This window comes from Pseudonocardia hydrocarbonoxydans (assembly GCF_006539565.1).
GTDB lineage: Bacteria > Actinomycetota > Actinomycetes > Mycobacteriales > Pseudonocardiaceae > Pseudonocardia > Pseudonocardia hydrocarbonoxydans.
Genome location: NZ_BJNG01000025.1, coordinates 119,253 through 132,052 on the forward strand (window position 1 = coordinate 119,253; position 12,800 = coordinate 132,052).

Below are 12,800 nucleotides of genomic sequence, written 5' to 3' on the forward strand. Positions count from 1 at the left end.
GACGCTCCGCCGTGCGTCGGCTCATCCCTCGTCCCACCACCGCCGCACGGCCCACAGCGGCGACACCGGCCCGTGCCCGGCACCCAGCGGGTAGGCGTGCCGGACGGCCTCGGTGATGTAGCGCCGCCCGAAGGCGACGGCGGCGGGCACGTCGAGCCCGCGGGCGAGCCCGGACGCGATCGCCGAGGCCATGTTGTCGCCGCCGCCGTGCGTGTGGCCGGTGTCGAAGCGGGGCCCGGGCAGCTCGGTGAAGGTGTGCCCGTCGTAGAGCAGGTCGACGCAGATGTCGGTGTCCTCGGCCAGGTGTCCGCCCTTGACCAGCACATACCGGGGGCCGAGCGCGTGCAGCGTCTTCGCCGCGTCGTACTGGCCCGCGCGGTCGTGCACCTCGACGCCGACCAGCAGCCGCACCTCGTCGAGGTTGGGGGTGACGAGGGTGGCGCGCGGGAACAGCAGGTCGCGGAAGGCGTCGAGCGCGTCGTCGGCGAGCAGCGGGTCGCCGTGCATCGACGCCGCCACCGGGTCGACGACGAACGGGGTGCGCCCGCCGGCACCGATCCCGGCGCGGTCGCACGCCTCCACGATCGCCTCGATCGTCGGGCGCCCGGCGAGCATGCCGGTCTTCGCGGCGTCCAGGCCGATGTCGCCGGCGACGGACCCGATCTGCGCCGCGACCGTCTCCGGCGGGAGCACGTGCACCCCGCTGACGCCGAGCGTGTTCTGCACCGTCACCGCCGTGACGGCGACGCACCCGTGCACCCCGCAGGCGGCCATCGCCCGCAGGTCGGCCGCGACCCCGGCGCCCCCGCCCGAGTCGGTGCCGGCGATCGTGAGCACACGCGGTGGGGTCACGCCCACGGTCGGTTCCATCGTCTCCTCCTGCAGCCGGCATTACCCGGTCTGGTTCGACGGTCGGCGGCACCCTCCGCCCTCTCAGCCCGCTGCCCGGCGAGCTCCCGTGTGATCTCGACCGTAACCCGCCCGGCGTGTCGCGGGGAAGGCGTGTTCCATGGGGCCATGCCGCTTGAAGGAGAGCACGAGCTCAGCCCCACGGGCTGGGTCCGCGACCAGACCCTGAAGATCCTCGAGACCGGGACGACCGACAGCGTCGACATCAAGGGACGCCCGGTCATCCTGCTGACGACCCGCGGGGCGAAGTCCGGGAAGCTGCGCAAGGTCCCGCTGATGCGGGTGGAGCACGACGGTGAGTACGCGATCGTCGCGTCGCTGGGCGGGGCGCCCAAGCACCCCGTCTGGTACTTCAACGTGCAGGCCGAGCCGCACGTCGAGCTGCAGGACGGCACCGTGACGAAGGACTACGACGCCCGCGAGGTCACCGGCGAGGAGAAGGCGATCTGGTGGAAGCGTGCCGTCGCCACCTTCGCCGACTACGCCGACTACCAGGCCAAGACCGACCGCGAGATCCCCGTCTTCGTGCTGACCCCCCGCACCTGACACCCCTACCGGGCGCCGGCATGCCGGTTCCGTACGCCACGCACCGACCGCGACCGGTGCGCGGGGGCACGGAACCGGTGTGCGGACCCCGGGTACGCCCTCAGACGTCCTCGGCCTGCTGCTCCGACGGGTCCCAGGACAGCCCCGGCACGCCCCAGCCGAGCTGCCTGAGCGTCTTTTTGGCGGCGCGGGCGTTGCGCCCCACGAGCCGGTCGACGTAGATGACGCCGTCGAGGTGGTCGACCTCGTGCTGCAGGCAGCGCGCCAGGAACCCGCGACCCTCGACCTCGACCGGAGCACCGTCCAGGTCGGACCCGGTGACCTTCGCCCACTCCGCGCGCCCGGTCGGGAACGCCTCGCCGGGCACCGAGAGGCAGCCCTCCTCGTCCTCCTCGGGATCGGGCATCCCCTCCGGCCGCGGCAAGGACTCCAGCACCGGGTTGACGACGACGCCGCGTACGCGCGAACGGGTGACCTCGTCGGGGCAGTCGTAGACGAACACCCGCAGCCCGACGCCGATCTGGTTCGCCGCCAGCCCCACGCCCTCGGCCGCGGCCATGGTGTCGAACATGTCCGCGACCAGGGATTTCAGGCCCTCGTCGAACGTCTCGACGGGGGCGGTGGGGGCGTGCAGGACGGGATCACCGATGATGCGGATCGCTCGGACGGCCACGGGTCGGGAGCCTACCGACGGACCCGATCGTCACCCGTCGGGCGGCGCGTCCCTGACCCGGTCCCGTCGGTGTCCCGTGGTTGAATGGCCGCCTGAATGACACACGTGTCATTCGATCGAGTGAGGCCGCGAGGAGCGTGATGGAGTCCGCCACCGAAGCCAGTGGGGTGCCCGCCACGGGCAGTTCCGCCCGTGTCCTGGGCCGCCGGGAGCGCGAGATCCTCGCCTTCGAGGGGCAGTGGTGGAAGTACGCGGGAGCCAAGGAACAGGCGATCCGCGAGCTGTTCGACATGTCCGCCACCCGCTACTACCAGGTGCTCAACGCGCTGGTCGACAAGCCGGAGGCGCTGGCCGCCGACCCGCTGCTCGTCAAGCGCCTGCGCAGGCTGCGGCAGAGCCGCCAGCGCACCCGTGCGGCGCGTCGGCTGGGCATCGAGCCCTGGTGAGGACACCATGATCCTCCGCACCCCCTAGATCCGACATCGGAGGACGCCCGTGACCGCACCCGCCCCGTCCGGGGGCCCGTCGCCCCTGCGGATCGGCGGTCTCGCCCTGCTCGGGGTGGGAGCCGTCGCCGGCATCATCGGGATCGCCACCCTCGCCACCGGTGGCGCCGACGGCGGTTCGTCCGCCGCTCCGGCCACGAGCGTCACCGCCGCCCCCGGCGACGGTTTCACGCCCACCGACGGCGCGACGCCGCCGGGCGGGGTCGCGCCCACCAACGGCATCGCCCCGGGTGAGGGCACCGCGCCCGGCGACGGCACGGCACCGGGTGGCGGCACGGCCCCCGGCGGCGACGGCGGCGTGCCGGTGCCCTCCTTCGGGCCCAACCCCACGGGCGGGTTCGCCGCCCCCGGTCCGGGCGGCACCGGCGACACGGGAGGGTCGGGCGCGGCGTCCGGCGGCGGGTCGGCGGGCGCCTCCGGCGGCGGCGCCGAGAACGTCCGCATGCCCCTGCGCGTCTACAACAACAGCACCATCCCCGGCCTCGCGGCCCGCGGTGCGGCCGACTTCGAGTCGGCGGGCTGGACCGTCACCGACACCGGCGGCTACAACGGCCTCATCCCCACCTCCACGGTCTACTACCGCGAGGGCACCGCGGAGCGCGACGCCGCGGAGTTCCTGGGCAGCGCGTTCGGCATGCGCGTCGAGCCCCGGTTCGAGGGGATCAAGGACGCCAGCGACGGCGTCATCGTCATCCTGACCCGCGACTACCAGGGCGCCTGACCCGTCACCCGCGCCGCTGCGCGTAGGCGGCGAGCTCGGCGAGCTGCAGCGGGTCGAGCGAGGCCGGCACGGCCGCCCGGGCCGCGGCGATGTGCTCCGCGGTCACCACGGCGGCCTCGCGCGACTCGCGCATCGCGGCGAGCGCGGCCTCCCGCAGTACCGCGGCGCAGTCGGCCGCGGAGTAGCCGTCGAGCTCGGCGCCCAGCCCGTCGAGGTCGACGTCCTCGGCGAACGGGGTGTTGCGGCCGGCCGCGCGCAGGATGTCGGCGCGGGCGGCGGCGTCCGGCGGCGGCACGTAGACCAGCCGCTCCAGGCGTCCGGGACGCAGCAGGGCGGGGTCGATCAGGTCCGGCCGGTTGGTGGCGCCGACGACCACGACGTCGCGCAGCGGCTCGGCCCCGTCCAGCTCGGTGAGCAGCGCGGCGACGACGCGGTCGGCCACCCCGGAGTCGGTGGACCCGCCGCGGCGCGGCGCCAGAGCGTCGATCTCGTCGAGGAAGACGAGCGCGGGCGCGGCGTCGGCGGCGCGGCGGAACAGCTCGCGCACCGCCCGCTCCGACTCCCCCACGTACTTGTCCAGCAGCTCCGCCCCCTTCACCGCGATGACGTTGAGCTGTCCGGTGCCGGCGAGCGCGCGCAGCAGGAACGTCTTGCCGCAGCCGGGCGGGCCGTAGACGAGGACCCCGCGCGGCGGGGCGACGCCGAGGCGGGCGAACGAGTCGGGGTACTGCAGCGGCCACAGCACGGCCTCGGTCAGCGCCTGCTTGACCTCGACCATGTCGCCGACCTGGTCGAGGGTGATGCCGCCGGTCTGCAGGGTCGCCGAGGAGGACATGGAGATCGGCCGGACCGAGCCGACGGCGTCGAGCAGGTCCTGCTGGCCGATCTCGTCGGCGCCGCGCAGGGCCGCGCGCACGGCGGCCTCGCGGCGCAGCGCGACGAGGTCGGCGACGACGAATCCCGGCGTCCGCCCGGCCACCGCCGCCAGGTCGACGCCCTCGGCCACGGGGACGGACGCGAGCAGCCTGCGCAGCAGCTCGGTGCGCACGCGCAGGTCCGGCAGGGCGAGGCCGAGCTCGCGGTCGGCCAGGTCGGGGGCCCGCAGCCGCGGGTCGACGCCCTCGGGGGTCGAGGTCGTGGCCACCAGCACCAGGCCGGGGGTGGCGAGGGCGTCGCGGAGCACGTCCAGGACGAGCGTCGAGAGCGGCGGCGGGGTGGCCGCCGGGAGCAGCGCGTCGACGTCGGTGACGAGCAGCACCACCCGTCCGCCCTCGCGCGCCGCCGAGCGGGCGGTGGCCAGCGCGTCGTGCACGCGCTGCGAGGCGTCCGCCGTGGCGGCCACGGCGGGCCCGGCGAGCTCGACGCAGCGGGCGCCGACGGCCGCGGCCACGCTGCGCACCAGCGTCGTCTTGCCGACCCCCTCGGGTCCGACGACCAGCACGCCGAGCCGGGCGGACCCGCCGAGCCGGGCGAGGAGCTCGGGCCGGTCCAGGCTCAGCTCCAGCCACTCCGCGAGGCGTCGGGCCGCGTCGGTGTTGCCGATCAGGTCCTCGACCGTGTGGACGGGAGCGGGGTGGACGGGAGCGGGGTGGACAGGAGCCGGGTCAGCGGACGCGGAGGCGGACGGGGCGGCGGACGCGGACGCGGCGACTCGCGGGCGGGAAACGGGGGACTCGCGGACGGGAGACGGGGGACTCGCGGGGGCGTCGGCCGTCGACGGGCCGTCCTGCCACCCGACGACGCTGCTCGGGTGGACGGTGACGGCACCGGGCGGATCGACCGCCGCCACCGTCAGCAGCTCGGAGGTCCACGCCCCGCCCAGCGCACCCGCGACGCGGCTGCGGGCCAGCGCGGGGTCGAGCCCCGGTGCGGGTTCGAGGTCCTGCGGGAGCAGCGACACCGCGTCGCCGCCGGTCACGATCTTGCCGAGCAGGGCGAGCCGCAGCGTCTCCGGCGGCACCGACGCCCTGGCCAGCCGCGACCCGGTCAGCTGCACCCGCCGGGCGGGCTCCACCCCGGCGGCCGCCACGACGACCGCCGCCCCGTCGGAGAGGCCGGCGTTGGACAGCGTCACGTCGTCGAGGGTGGCCTGCCCCGGCGGGCCGTCCCCGGCGGCGACGAGCGCGGTCGTCACCCGGGCGCCGGTGAGCGAGACGGCGTCCCAGGAACGCAGGCCCAGCGCGTCGAGGACCTCCGGATGCAGGCGCACGACCCCCCGCCGGGCATCGGCGGCGGACGCGGCGAGCCGGGCGACGAGCGTGATCACGCCCCCACGCTAGCGACCCCGCGGGTCAGAGGCGGCGGTCGCGGTCCCGGCGCAGGCCGGGCCGCAGGCGGTGGGGGGGCTGGGCCGCGGGGCCGGGGGCGCGGCGGGGCGGCGGCCCGTCGTCACCGAGCCGGCGCACGGCCCCGGCGACGGCCCCCCGTGCCCGGCCCGCCACCTCGCTGGCCCGGCCCGCGACGCGGCGGCGCAGCGGCTGGCGCAGCCCCAGCCGCCGGGCCGAGCGCGCGGCCCGCACCACGGCGCGGCGCTCGCGCCCCGGCACGTCCCACGCCTCGGGGTGGCGGGAGAGCCAGCGGTAGCGGTGGATCGTGAACGGCAGCGCCCCGACGTACAGCGTGGCGACGACCGCGAGGGTGAGGAACGGCGCGGTGACCAGCACCGCCACCACCAGCCCCACCAGCACCAGCAGCGGCGCGATGAGCCGTGGCGCCACCCGCACGGTCTTGAACGACAGCGTGGGCAGGCGGCTCACCATCAGCGCCGCCGCCACCAGCGCCCACACCCCGACGACGACCGGCGCCGACCACCACCCCTCGCCGAAGTGCAGGGAGACGAACAGCGGGATCCCGGCGACGAGCGCGGCCGCGGGTGCGGGCACGCCGACGAAGAACTCCTTGGCGAACGGGTACTCGTCCTCCTCGTCGAGCAGCGTGTTGAACCGGGCCAGGCGCAGGGCCATGCAGACGGTGAACACGAGCGCGACGACCCACCCGAACCGGCCCTCGCTGCCGACCTGCCAGGACTGGAGCTGCCAGACGTAGAGCACCAGCGCGGGCGACACCCCGAACGACACCAGGTCGGCCAGCGAGTCGAGCTCCGCGCCGATCCGGGTGCTGGCGTCCAGCAGCCGGGCGAGGCGCCCGTCGAGCGCGTCGCACAGCGCGGCGACGCCGACGGCGAACACGGCCAGGTCGAACCGCTCGCCGAGCGCGAAGTACACCGACGACAGTCCCGCGCTCAGCGCGATGACCGTGACGGCGTTGGGCAGCAGCCGGACGCCTGCGGGGTAGGGGGCGGGCACGGCTCAGACCCCGGAGGGGTCGGGCAGCGCGGCGAGGACGGTCTCGCCGCCGACGGTCCGCTGGCCCACCGCCACCTCGACGACGGAACCGGCGGGCAGGTAGGTGTCGACGCGCGAGCCGAAGCGGATCAGGCCGTAGGTCTCCCCGGCCGCCACCTCGTCGCCCGGCACCACCTCGCAGACGATCCGGCGGGCCAGCAGCCCGGCGATCTGGACGACCCCGACCCGCGCCCCACCGGTGGTCTCCAGCAGCACGGCGTTGCGCTCGTTGTCCTCGCTGGCCTTGTCGAGATCGGCGGAGAGGAACACGCCGGGGGTGTACTCGACGGCGAGCACCCGCCCGTCGACGGGCATGCGCTGCGTGTGCACGTCGAGCACCGACAGGAAGACGCTGACCCGCGGCACCGGTGCGGGAGGCAGCCCCAGCTCGGGCGGCGGCGGCACGACCGAGACGGTGGCGACGGTCCCGTCGGCGGGCGCGAGCACCACCCCGGTGCGCGGCGGCGGGACCCGGTGCGGGTTGCGGAAGAAGGCGGCGGTCGCGGCGGTGGCGAGCAGGCCCGCGGCGGTGCCGCGGCCGGAGACCGCCCGCACGACCGTGGCCGCCAGCGCGACGGCGGCGACGAGCGGGCGGCCACCCGGGTGCATCGGTGGGATCGCCTCGCGGACCAGGCCTGCGACGTGGCGCGGGGAGAGGCCGGTGGGGGTGTCGGGGTCGGACATGGGGTGCGTTCTCGGCTCCTCCGGCGAGGGATCACACAGGCAGTGTGCTGAGGATCGCGGCTACCGTACGCGACCGGTAGGACGCAAAAGGGCCGGGGCCGTCATCCCCCGAGACGACGACCCCGGCCGTGGAACCGCTCGTCCGCTCCCCAGCGACGGGCGGTAGGTCCTCTTGCCACGGACCCGGAGTTCCCGGGCCTGCGGAAAAGTATCCCTGAGCGGGCGATCGATCGTCCAGATCACGGGGAGAGGAAGCCCGGGATGTGCACCGATCGGCCGAACGCTCACCGGTATGACGTCCCCGGGGCGGCGAATGTTGCACCCTCGGACTGTGATGTACATCACGTTCGAGGGACGGCGTCACCCGTCCAGCAGCCAGACCTCCACGGCAGACCCCTCGGCCAGGTCGGTCACCTCGGCCGGGACGACGACCAGGCACTCCGCCCTGGCGAGCGCGGCGAGCAGGTGCGAGGCCGGGTTGCCGACCTCGGAGACCGTGCCGCGGACCGCGTCGAGGACTCCCCGGCGGAACTGGCGACGCCCCGCCGGTGAGGTCCAGCGCTCACCCAGCGTGGCCGTGACGACCGGGCGCTCGGGGTGCGGATGCCCCAACGCGGCACGCAACGCGGGGCGGACGAACACCTCGAACGACACCTGCGAGCTGACGGGGTTGCCGGGCAGCGTCACCACCGCGACGCCGCCGAGCTCGTCGAGCCGGCCCGCGCCCTGCGGCCCGCCGGGCTGCATCCCCACCTTGACGAACTCGACCCCGCGCCCGGTGAACGCGTCCTTGACGACCTCGTAGGCCCCCATGCTGACCCCGCCGGAGGTGAGGACCAGGTCGACGCCCTTCGCGCGCTCGCCCAGGCGGGTCAGGAACTCCTCGACGTCGTCGGGCACGAACCGCAGCAGCTCCGCGACGCCCCCGGCCTCCTCGACGGCCGCGGCCAGCATCGGACCGTTGGACTCGTAGATCTGGCCCGGCTGCAGCGGCGTGCCGGGCGCGACCAGCTCCGACCCGGTGGACAGCACCAGCACCACCGGGCGGCGCCGCACGGGCAGCTCGGCCAGCCCGACCGCGGCCGCGATCCCGATCTGCGCGGCCTGCAGCACCGTGCCGGCGTCGATCACGACCCGGCCCGCCAGCACGTCCTCGCCGATGCGCCGCACGTGCACACCCGGCTCGGGGGCGTGCCGCAGCGCCACCCGCTCGGTGCCGCCGTCGGTGAGCTCGACCGGCACCACCGCGTCGGCACCCGCGGGCATCGGCGCCCCGGTCATGATCCGGGCGGTGGTGCCGGGGGCGAGCGCGGGCACCTCGGTGCGCCCGGCCGGGATGTCGGTGGCCACGGGCAGCACGACGGGCGCGTCCTCGCCCGCGCCGGCCAGCTCGGCGGCGCGCACCGCGTAGCCGTCCATGGCGGAGTTCTCGAACGACGGCAGCGAGACCCCCGCCACCACGTCCTCCGCCAGTACCCGCCCCCGGGCCTGTGCCAGCGGCACGACCTCGGCGGGCTGGGCCGGGACGAGGGCCGCGACGACGGCCCGGTGCTGCTCCACGGTTCGGATCACGCGCCGCATCCTCCCCTACCGCTGCGCCTTGCACTCGGCATACCCGAGTGCTAGAACCGCGTTGGCACTCGGCACGGTAGAGTGCCAATCAGTCGGGCCGGTGAGATCGGCGCAGGGTTGCCGGTCGTCCGTCGCGGGCATCGGGTTCGACACAGTGACTTTTCGGTCATCCCAATCGGAGGACTACACACCCATGGCGAAGATGATCGCTTTCGACGAGGAGGCGCGCCGCGGGCTCGAGCGCGGCATGAACACCCTCGCCGACGCCGTCAAGGTGACGCTCGGCCCGCGCGGCCGCAACGTCGTCCTGGAGAAGAAGTGGGGCGCGCCCACCATCACCAACGATGGTGTGTCGATCGCCAAGGAGATCGAGCTCGAGGACCCCTGGGAGAAGATCGGGGCCGAGCTCGTCAAGGAGGTCGCCAAGAAGACCGACGACATCGCGGGCGACGGCACCACCACGGCCACCGTGTTGGCGCAGGCGCTGGTCCGCGAGGGTCTCCGCAACGTCGCCGCGGGCGCGAACCCGATGGCGCTCAAGCGCGGCATCGAGAAGGCCGTCGAGGCCGTCTCGCAGCAGCTGCTGAAGACCGCCAAGGAGGTCGAGACCAAGGAGCAGATCGCCGCCACGGCGTCGATCTCCGCGGCCGACTCCACCATCGGCGAGCTCATCGCCGAGGCGATGGACAAGGTCGGCAAGGAAGGCGTCATCACGGTCGAGGAGAGCCAGACCTTCGGTCTGGAGCTCGAGCTCACCGAGGGCATGCGGTTCGACAAGGGCTACATCTCGCCCTACTTCGTCACCGACGCCGAGCGCATGGAGGCCGAGCTGGAGGACCCCTACATCCTCCTGGTCTCCTCCAAGATCTCGACCGTGAAGGACCTGCTCCCGCTGCTGGAGAAGGTCATGCAGGGCGGCAAGCCGCTCGCCATCATCGCGGAGGACGTCGAGGGCGAGGCCCTGGCCACGCTCGTCGTCAACAAGATCCGCGGCACCTTCAAGTCCGTCGCCGTCAAGGCCCCGGGCTTCGGTGACCGCCGCGAGGCCATGCTGGCCGACATCGCCATCCTCACCGGTGGCGAGGTCATCTCGGAGAAGGTCGGCCTCAAGCTCGAGAACGCCGACCTCTCGCTCCTGGGCACCGCCCGCAAGGTGGTCGTCTCCAAGGACGAGACCACCATCGTCGACGGGGCCGGCGACGCCGACCAGATCGCCGGCCGGGTCTCCCAGATCCGCAACGAGATCGACAAGACCGACTCCGACTACGACCGCGAGAAGCTGCAGGAGCGCCTGGCCAAGCTGGCCGGCGGTGTCGCGGTGATCAAGGCCGGAGCCGCGACCGAGGTCGAGCTCAAGGAGCGCAAGCACCGCATCGAGGACGCCGTGCGCAACGCCAAGGCGGCCGTCGAGGAGGGCATCGTCGCCGGTGGCGGCGTGGCGCTCATCCAGGCCGGTGCGGGCCTGTTCGAGGGTCTCGGTCTCGACGGTGACGAGGCCACCGGCGCCAACATCGTCAAGGTCGCGCTGGAGGCCCCGCTCAAGCAGATCGCGGTCAACGCGGGCCTCGAGGGTGGCGTCGTCGCGGAGAAGGTGCGCGGGCTGCCGGCCGGCGAGGGCCTGGACGCGGCCACGGGTGAGTACAAGGACCTGATCAAGGCCGGGATCATCGACCCCGCCAAGGTCACCCGCTCGGCGCTGCAGAACGCGGCCTCGATCGCGGCCCTGTTCCTCACCACCGAGGCCGTCATCGCCGACAAGCCGGAGAAGAACCCCGGCGGCGGCGGGGGCGACCCCACCGGTGGCATGGGCGGCATGGGCGGCATGGACTTCTGAGTCCGTCCACCCCGCACGACCCGTCCGCAGGGGCGGCACCCGCACACGGGTGCCGCCCCTGCGGCGTGTCGCGACCCGGACCGGTGTTCACGGTCCGAACCCGGCCTGGAACGCCGCCATCGGCAGCAGGTAGCCCGACAGGCTGACCAGCACCCGGACGAACCGCGCGTCGGCGTCCGGGGCCCGCCCGCCCCAGGAGCGGATCGACAGCGGCACCGCGAGCGTGGCCACGCAGCAGGCGAGGACCAGCGCGGCCGCGCGGCCCGCGGCCACCGTGACCACGGCCGCCCCGAACGCGACGGCGAGCACGGACACGGCGGTGCTGGCCCGGACGGCGGTACCGACCCGCACGGCGGCGGTGGGTGCTGCGCTGCTCATGCCCGCAGACGCTAGGTCCGGCGCGGGCCCGCCACCTCCGTACGACTACCCGGTGGTTCCCCCGCGTCGGCGTGGTGCACGATCTCGGCCATGGCGACACCCCGGCGGGCCCGGCTGGAGGCCCGCGACGGCGCGCACGGCGTCACGACCCTCGCGCTGTTCTTCGACATCGTGTTCGTCTTCGCGCTGACCCAGGTCACCGGCCTGATGGCCGACGACACGTCGGCGGTGGGGCTGCTGCACGGGGCGCTGGTCGTCACCGTGCTGTGGTGGTGCCGGGTCGGGTTCGCGGGGCCGGCCGACGTGGGGCGGGCCGACGACGCCGTGATCCGGCTGGCGGTGTTCGCCGCGACGGGTGCGCTCTTCGTCGCCGCGATCACGGTCCCCGAGTCCTTCGACGACATGCCGGGCGGCCTGTCCGGCCCGGTCGTGTTCGCCGCCTGCTACGTCGTGGTGCGCGCGCTGCACATCGTCGTGTCCTGGCTGGACAGCGCGGACGACCCGGTGCTGCGCGGTCAGGTCGTGCGGCTCGTCCCGTCGGCGGCGGTCGGGGCGGCGCTGCTGCTGGCCGCCTCGCAGGCCGGCGGCGCGCTGCAGACCTGGCTGTGGGTGGCGGCCGCCGCCGGCGACCTCGTCGGCGCGAGGCTCGCCGGCACCGGCCGGCGGCCCGCCCCGACGGCACGCGTCGCCGAGCGGCACGGGCAGCTCGTCACCCTGGCGCTCGGCGGGTCGCTCGTGGCCATCGGCATCGGCATCGCCCAGAAGCCCGTCAGCTGGCCGATCATCGCGGCGTCGGTCCTCGCACTGGTCGTCGCGGCCGCGCTGTGGTGGGTGCACCTCGAGAGCGCCCGCGACGGCCGCCCCTCCCTGCACCTCCCGACGGTCATCGGGATCGTCGTGATGTCGCTGGGGCTCGAGAGGGCGCTCGGGCGCGTCGCGGGCGACGCCGACTACACCCTCGCCGACCCGCTGCGCGGGCTCCCGCTCGTCGCCCTGTTCGGGGGCGTGGCGCTGTTCCTGCTCGCCCACGCCGGGTTCACCCGCGCGGTGGCGGACCGGCCGGCGTGGGGGCGGGTCGTCGCGGCCGGGGTGCTGGTGGCCCTGATCCCGCCGGCGTCGATGCTGCCGGCGATCGGTGCACTGGTGGTGCCGGCCGCCGTCCTCGTGGCGCTGCTGGGCCACGAGACCCGCCGGGCGCCACGGGCTCCGGCCGTCGCCGGTCACTGACCGGGCGCGTCCGGCATCAGGATCCACGCGGCGACGTAGGCGATGGCGCCCGAGCCCGCACCGAACACGGTGAGCAGCACGACGATCAGGCGCACCAGCGCCGGGTCGAGGCCGTAGGCCTCGGCGATCCCGCCGCAGACGCCGGCGATCATGCGGTCGGTGCGGCTGCGGACGAGCCGGACCGCGGGTCCGCGGCCGGCCGGGGCGACGGGGACGGCGTGGGTGGTGGCATCGGGGGCGGTGGTGTCGGGGGTGGTGGTGTCGGTGTGCTGTTCCATGGCTCCCAGCATGGCGACGCCGCGACGCCCCGACCTCCGGGAACCCCCTGATCCCGACCCCGGACACACCGACGGACCCCGGGGTGGTCCCCCGGGGTCCGTCGGTGCTGCGGGTCAGGCCGTGCGGT

The 12,800-nt window shown here is 74.8% G+C and carries 13 protein-coding genes; 5 read left to right on the top strand and 8 right to left on the bottom strand.

Annotated elements, in window-relative coordinates; all coding sequences use genetic code 11:
* Positions 1 to 21: 21 nt before the first annotated feature.
* On the bottom strand, positions 22 to 870 hold the full coding sequence (gene thiD / locus PHY01_RS15700; protein ID WP_141279407.1) for a bifunctional hydroxymethylpyrimidine kinase/phosphomethylpyrimidine kinase: 849 nt from the start codon (positions 868 to 870) through the stop codon (positions 22 to 24).
* 147 nt (positions 871 to 1,017) lie between these two features.
* On the opposite strand from thiD, the gene PHY01_RS15705 reads away from it, so the two are divergent.
* Positions 1,018 to 1,455, top strand: coding sequence for a nitroreductase family deazaflavin-dependent oxidoreductase (locus tag PHY01_RS15705; protein ID WP_141279408.1), 438 nt, complete (start codon positions 1,018 to 1,020; stop codon positions 1,453 to 1,455).
* Positions 1,456 to 1,555: 100 nt separating this feature from the next.
* On the opposite strand, the gene PHY01_RS15710 is transcribed toward PHY01_RS15705, so the two are convergent.
* A complete protein-coding gene (locus PHY01_RS15710; protein ID WP_141279409.1) occupies positions 1,556 to 2,128 on the bottom strand; it encodes a peptide deformylase in 573 nt (190 codons plus the stop codon).
* Positions 2,129 to 2,268: 140 nt separating this feature from the next.
* Here PHY01_RS15710 and napA point away from each other — a divergent pair, with 140 nt between their 5' ends.
* Together napA and PHY01_RS15720 are read left to right on the top strand one after the other, a co-directional pair.
* Positions 2,269 to 2,574, top strand: coding sequence for a nucleoid-associated protein NapA (napA, locus tag PHY01_RS15715; protein ID WP_141279410.1), 306 nt, complete (start codon positions 2,269 to 2,271; stop codon positions 2,572 to 2,574).
* Positions 2,575 to 2,623: 49 nt separating this feature from the next.
* Complete coding sequence (locus PHY01_RS15720; protein WP_141279411.1) at positions 2,624 to 3,355, top strand: LytR C-terminal domain-containing protein; 732 nt, start codon at positions 2,624 to 2,626, stop codon at positions 3,353 to 3,355.
* Positions 3,356 to 3,359: 4 nt separating this feature from the next.
* On the opposite strand, the gene PHY01_RS15725 is transcribed toward PHY01_RS15720, so the two are convergent.
* The 4 genes from PHY01_RS15725 to moeA all read right to left on the bottom strand — a co-directional run bounded on the left by PHY01_RS15725 (position 3,360) and on the right by moeA (position 8,964).
* Positions 3,360 to 5,621, bottom strand: a complete 2,262-nt coding sequence (locus PHY01_RS15725) for an AAA family ATPase (protein WP_141279412.1) — start codon at positions 5,619 to 5,621, stop codon at positions 3,360 to 3,362.
* 25 nt (positions 5,622 to 5,646) lie between these two features.
* Complete coding sequence (locus PHY01_RS15730) at positions 5,647 to 6,660, bottom strand: CDP-alcohol phosphatidyltransferase family protein (protein ID WP_141279413.1); 1,014 nt, start codon at positions 6,658 to 6,660, stop codon at positions 5,647 to 5,649.
* 3 nt (positions 6,661 to 6,663) lie between these two features.
* Complete coding sequence (locus PHY01_RS15735) at positions 6,664 to 7,383, bottom strand: phosphatidylserine decarboxylase (RefSeq protein ID WP_141279414.1); 720 nt, start codon at positions 7,381 to 7,383, stop codon at positions 6,664 to 6,666.
* Between the two features lie 360 nt (positions 7,384 to 7,743).
* Positions 7,744 to 8,964, bottom strand: coding sequence for a molybdopterin molybdotransferase MoeA (gene moeA, locus PHY01_RS15740; RefSeq protein WP_141279415.1), 1,221 nt, complete (start codon positions 8,962 to 8,964; stop codon positions 7,744 to 7,746).
* A gap of 184 nt (positions 8,965 to 9,148) precedes the next feature.
* On the opposite strand from moeA, the gene groL reads away from it, so the two are divergent.
* Entirely contained in the window at positions 9,149 to 10,789 is a 1,641-nt protein-coding gene (gene groL / locus PHY01_RS15745; RefSeq protein ID WP_141279416.1) for a chaperonin GroEL, read from the top strand.
* An 87-nt stretch (positions 10,790 to 10,876) separates the two neighbouring features.
* Here the strand turns inward: groL and PHY01_RS15750 are convergent, their stop codons facing one another.
* Complete coding sequence (locus PHY01_RS15750) at positions 10,877 to 11,167, bottom strand: hypothetical protein (protein WP_141279417.1); 291 nt, start codon at positions 11,165 to 11,167, stop codon at positions 10,877 to 10,879.
* 90 nt (positions 11,168 to 11,257) lie between these two features.
* On the opposite strand from PHY01_RS15750, the gene PHY01_RS15755 reads away from it, so the two are divergent.
* Positions 11,258 to 12,394, top strand: coding sequence for a low temperature requirement protein A (locus PHY01_RS15755; protein ID WP_141279418.1), 1,137 nt, complete (start codon positions 11,258 to 11,260; stop codon positions 12,392 to 12,394).
* Here PHY01_RS15755 and PHY01_RS15760 read toward each other — a convergent pair.
* Entirely contained in the window at positions 12,388 to 12,672 is a 285-nt protein-coding gene (locus tag PHY01_RS15760; protein ID WP_141279419.1) for a PspC domain-containing protein, read from the bottom strand. The two genes, PHY01_RS15755 and PHY01_RS15760, sit on opposite strands and share 7 nt — an antisense overlap.
* Positions 12,673 to 12,800 lie beyond the last annotated feature (128 nt).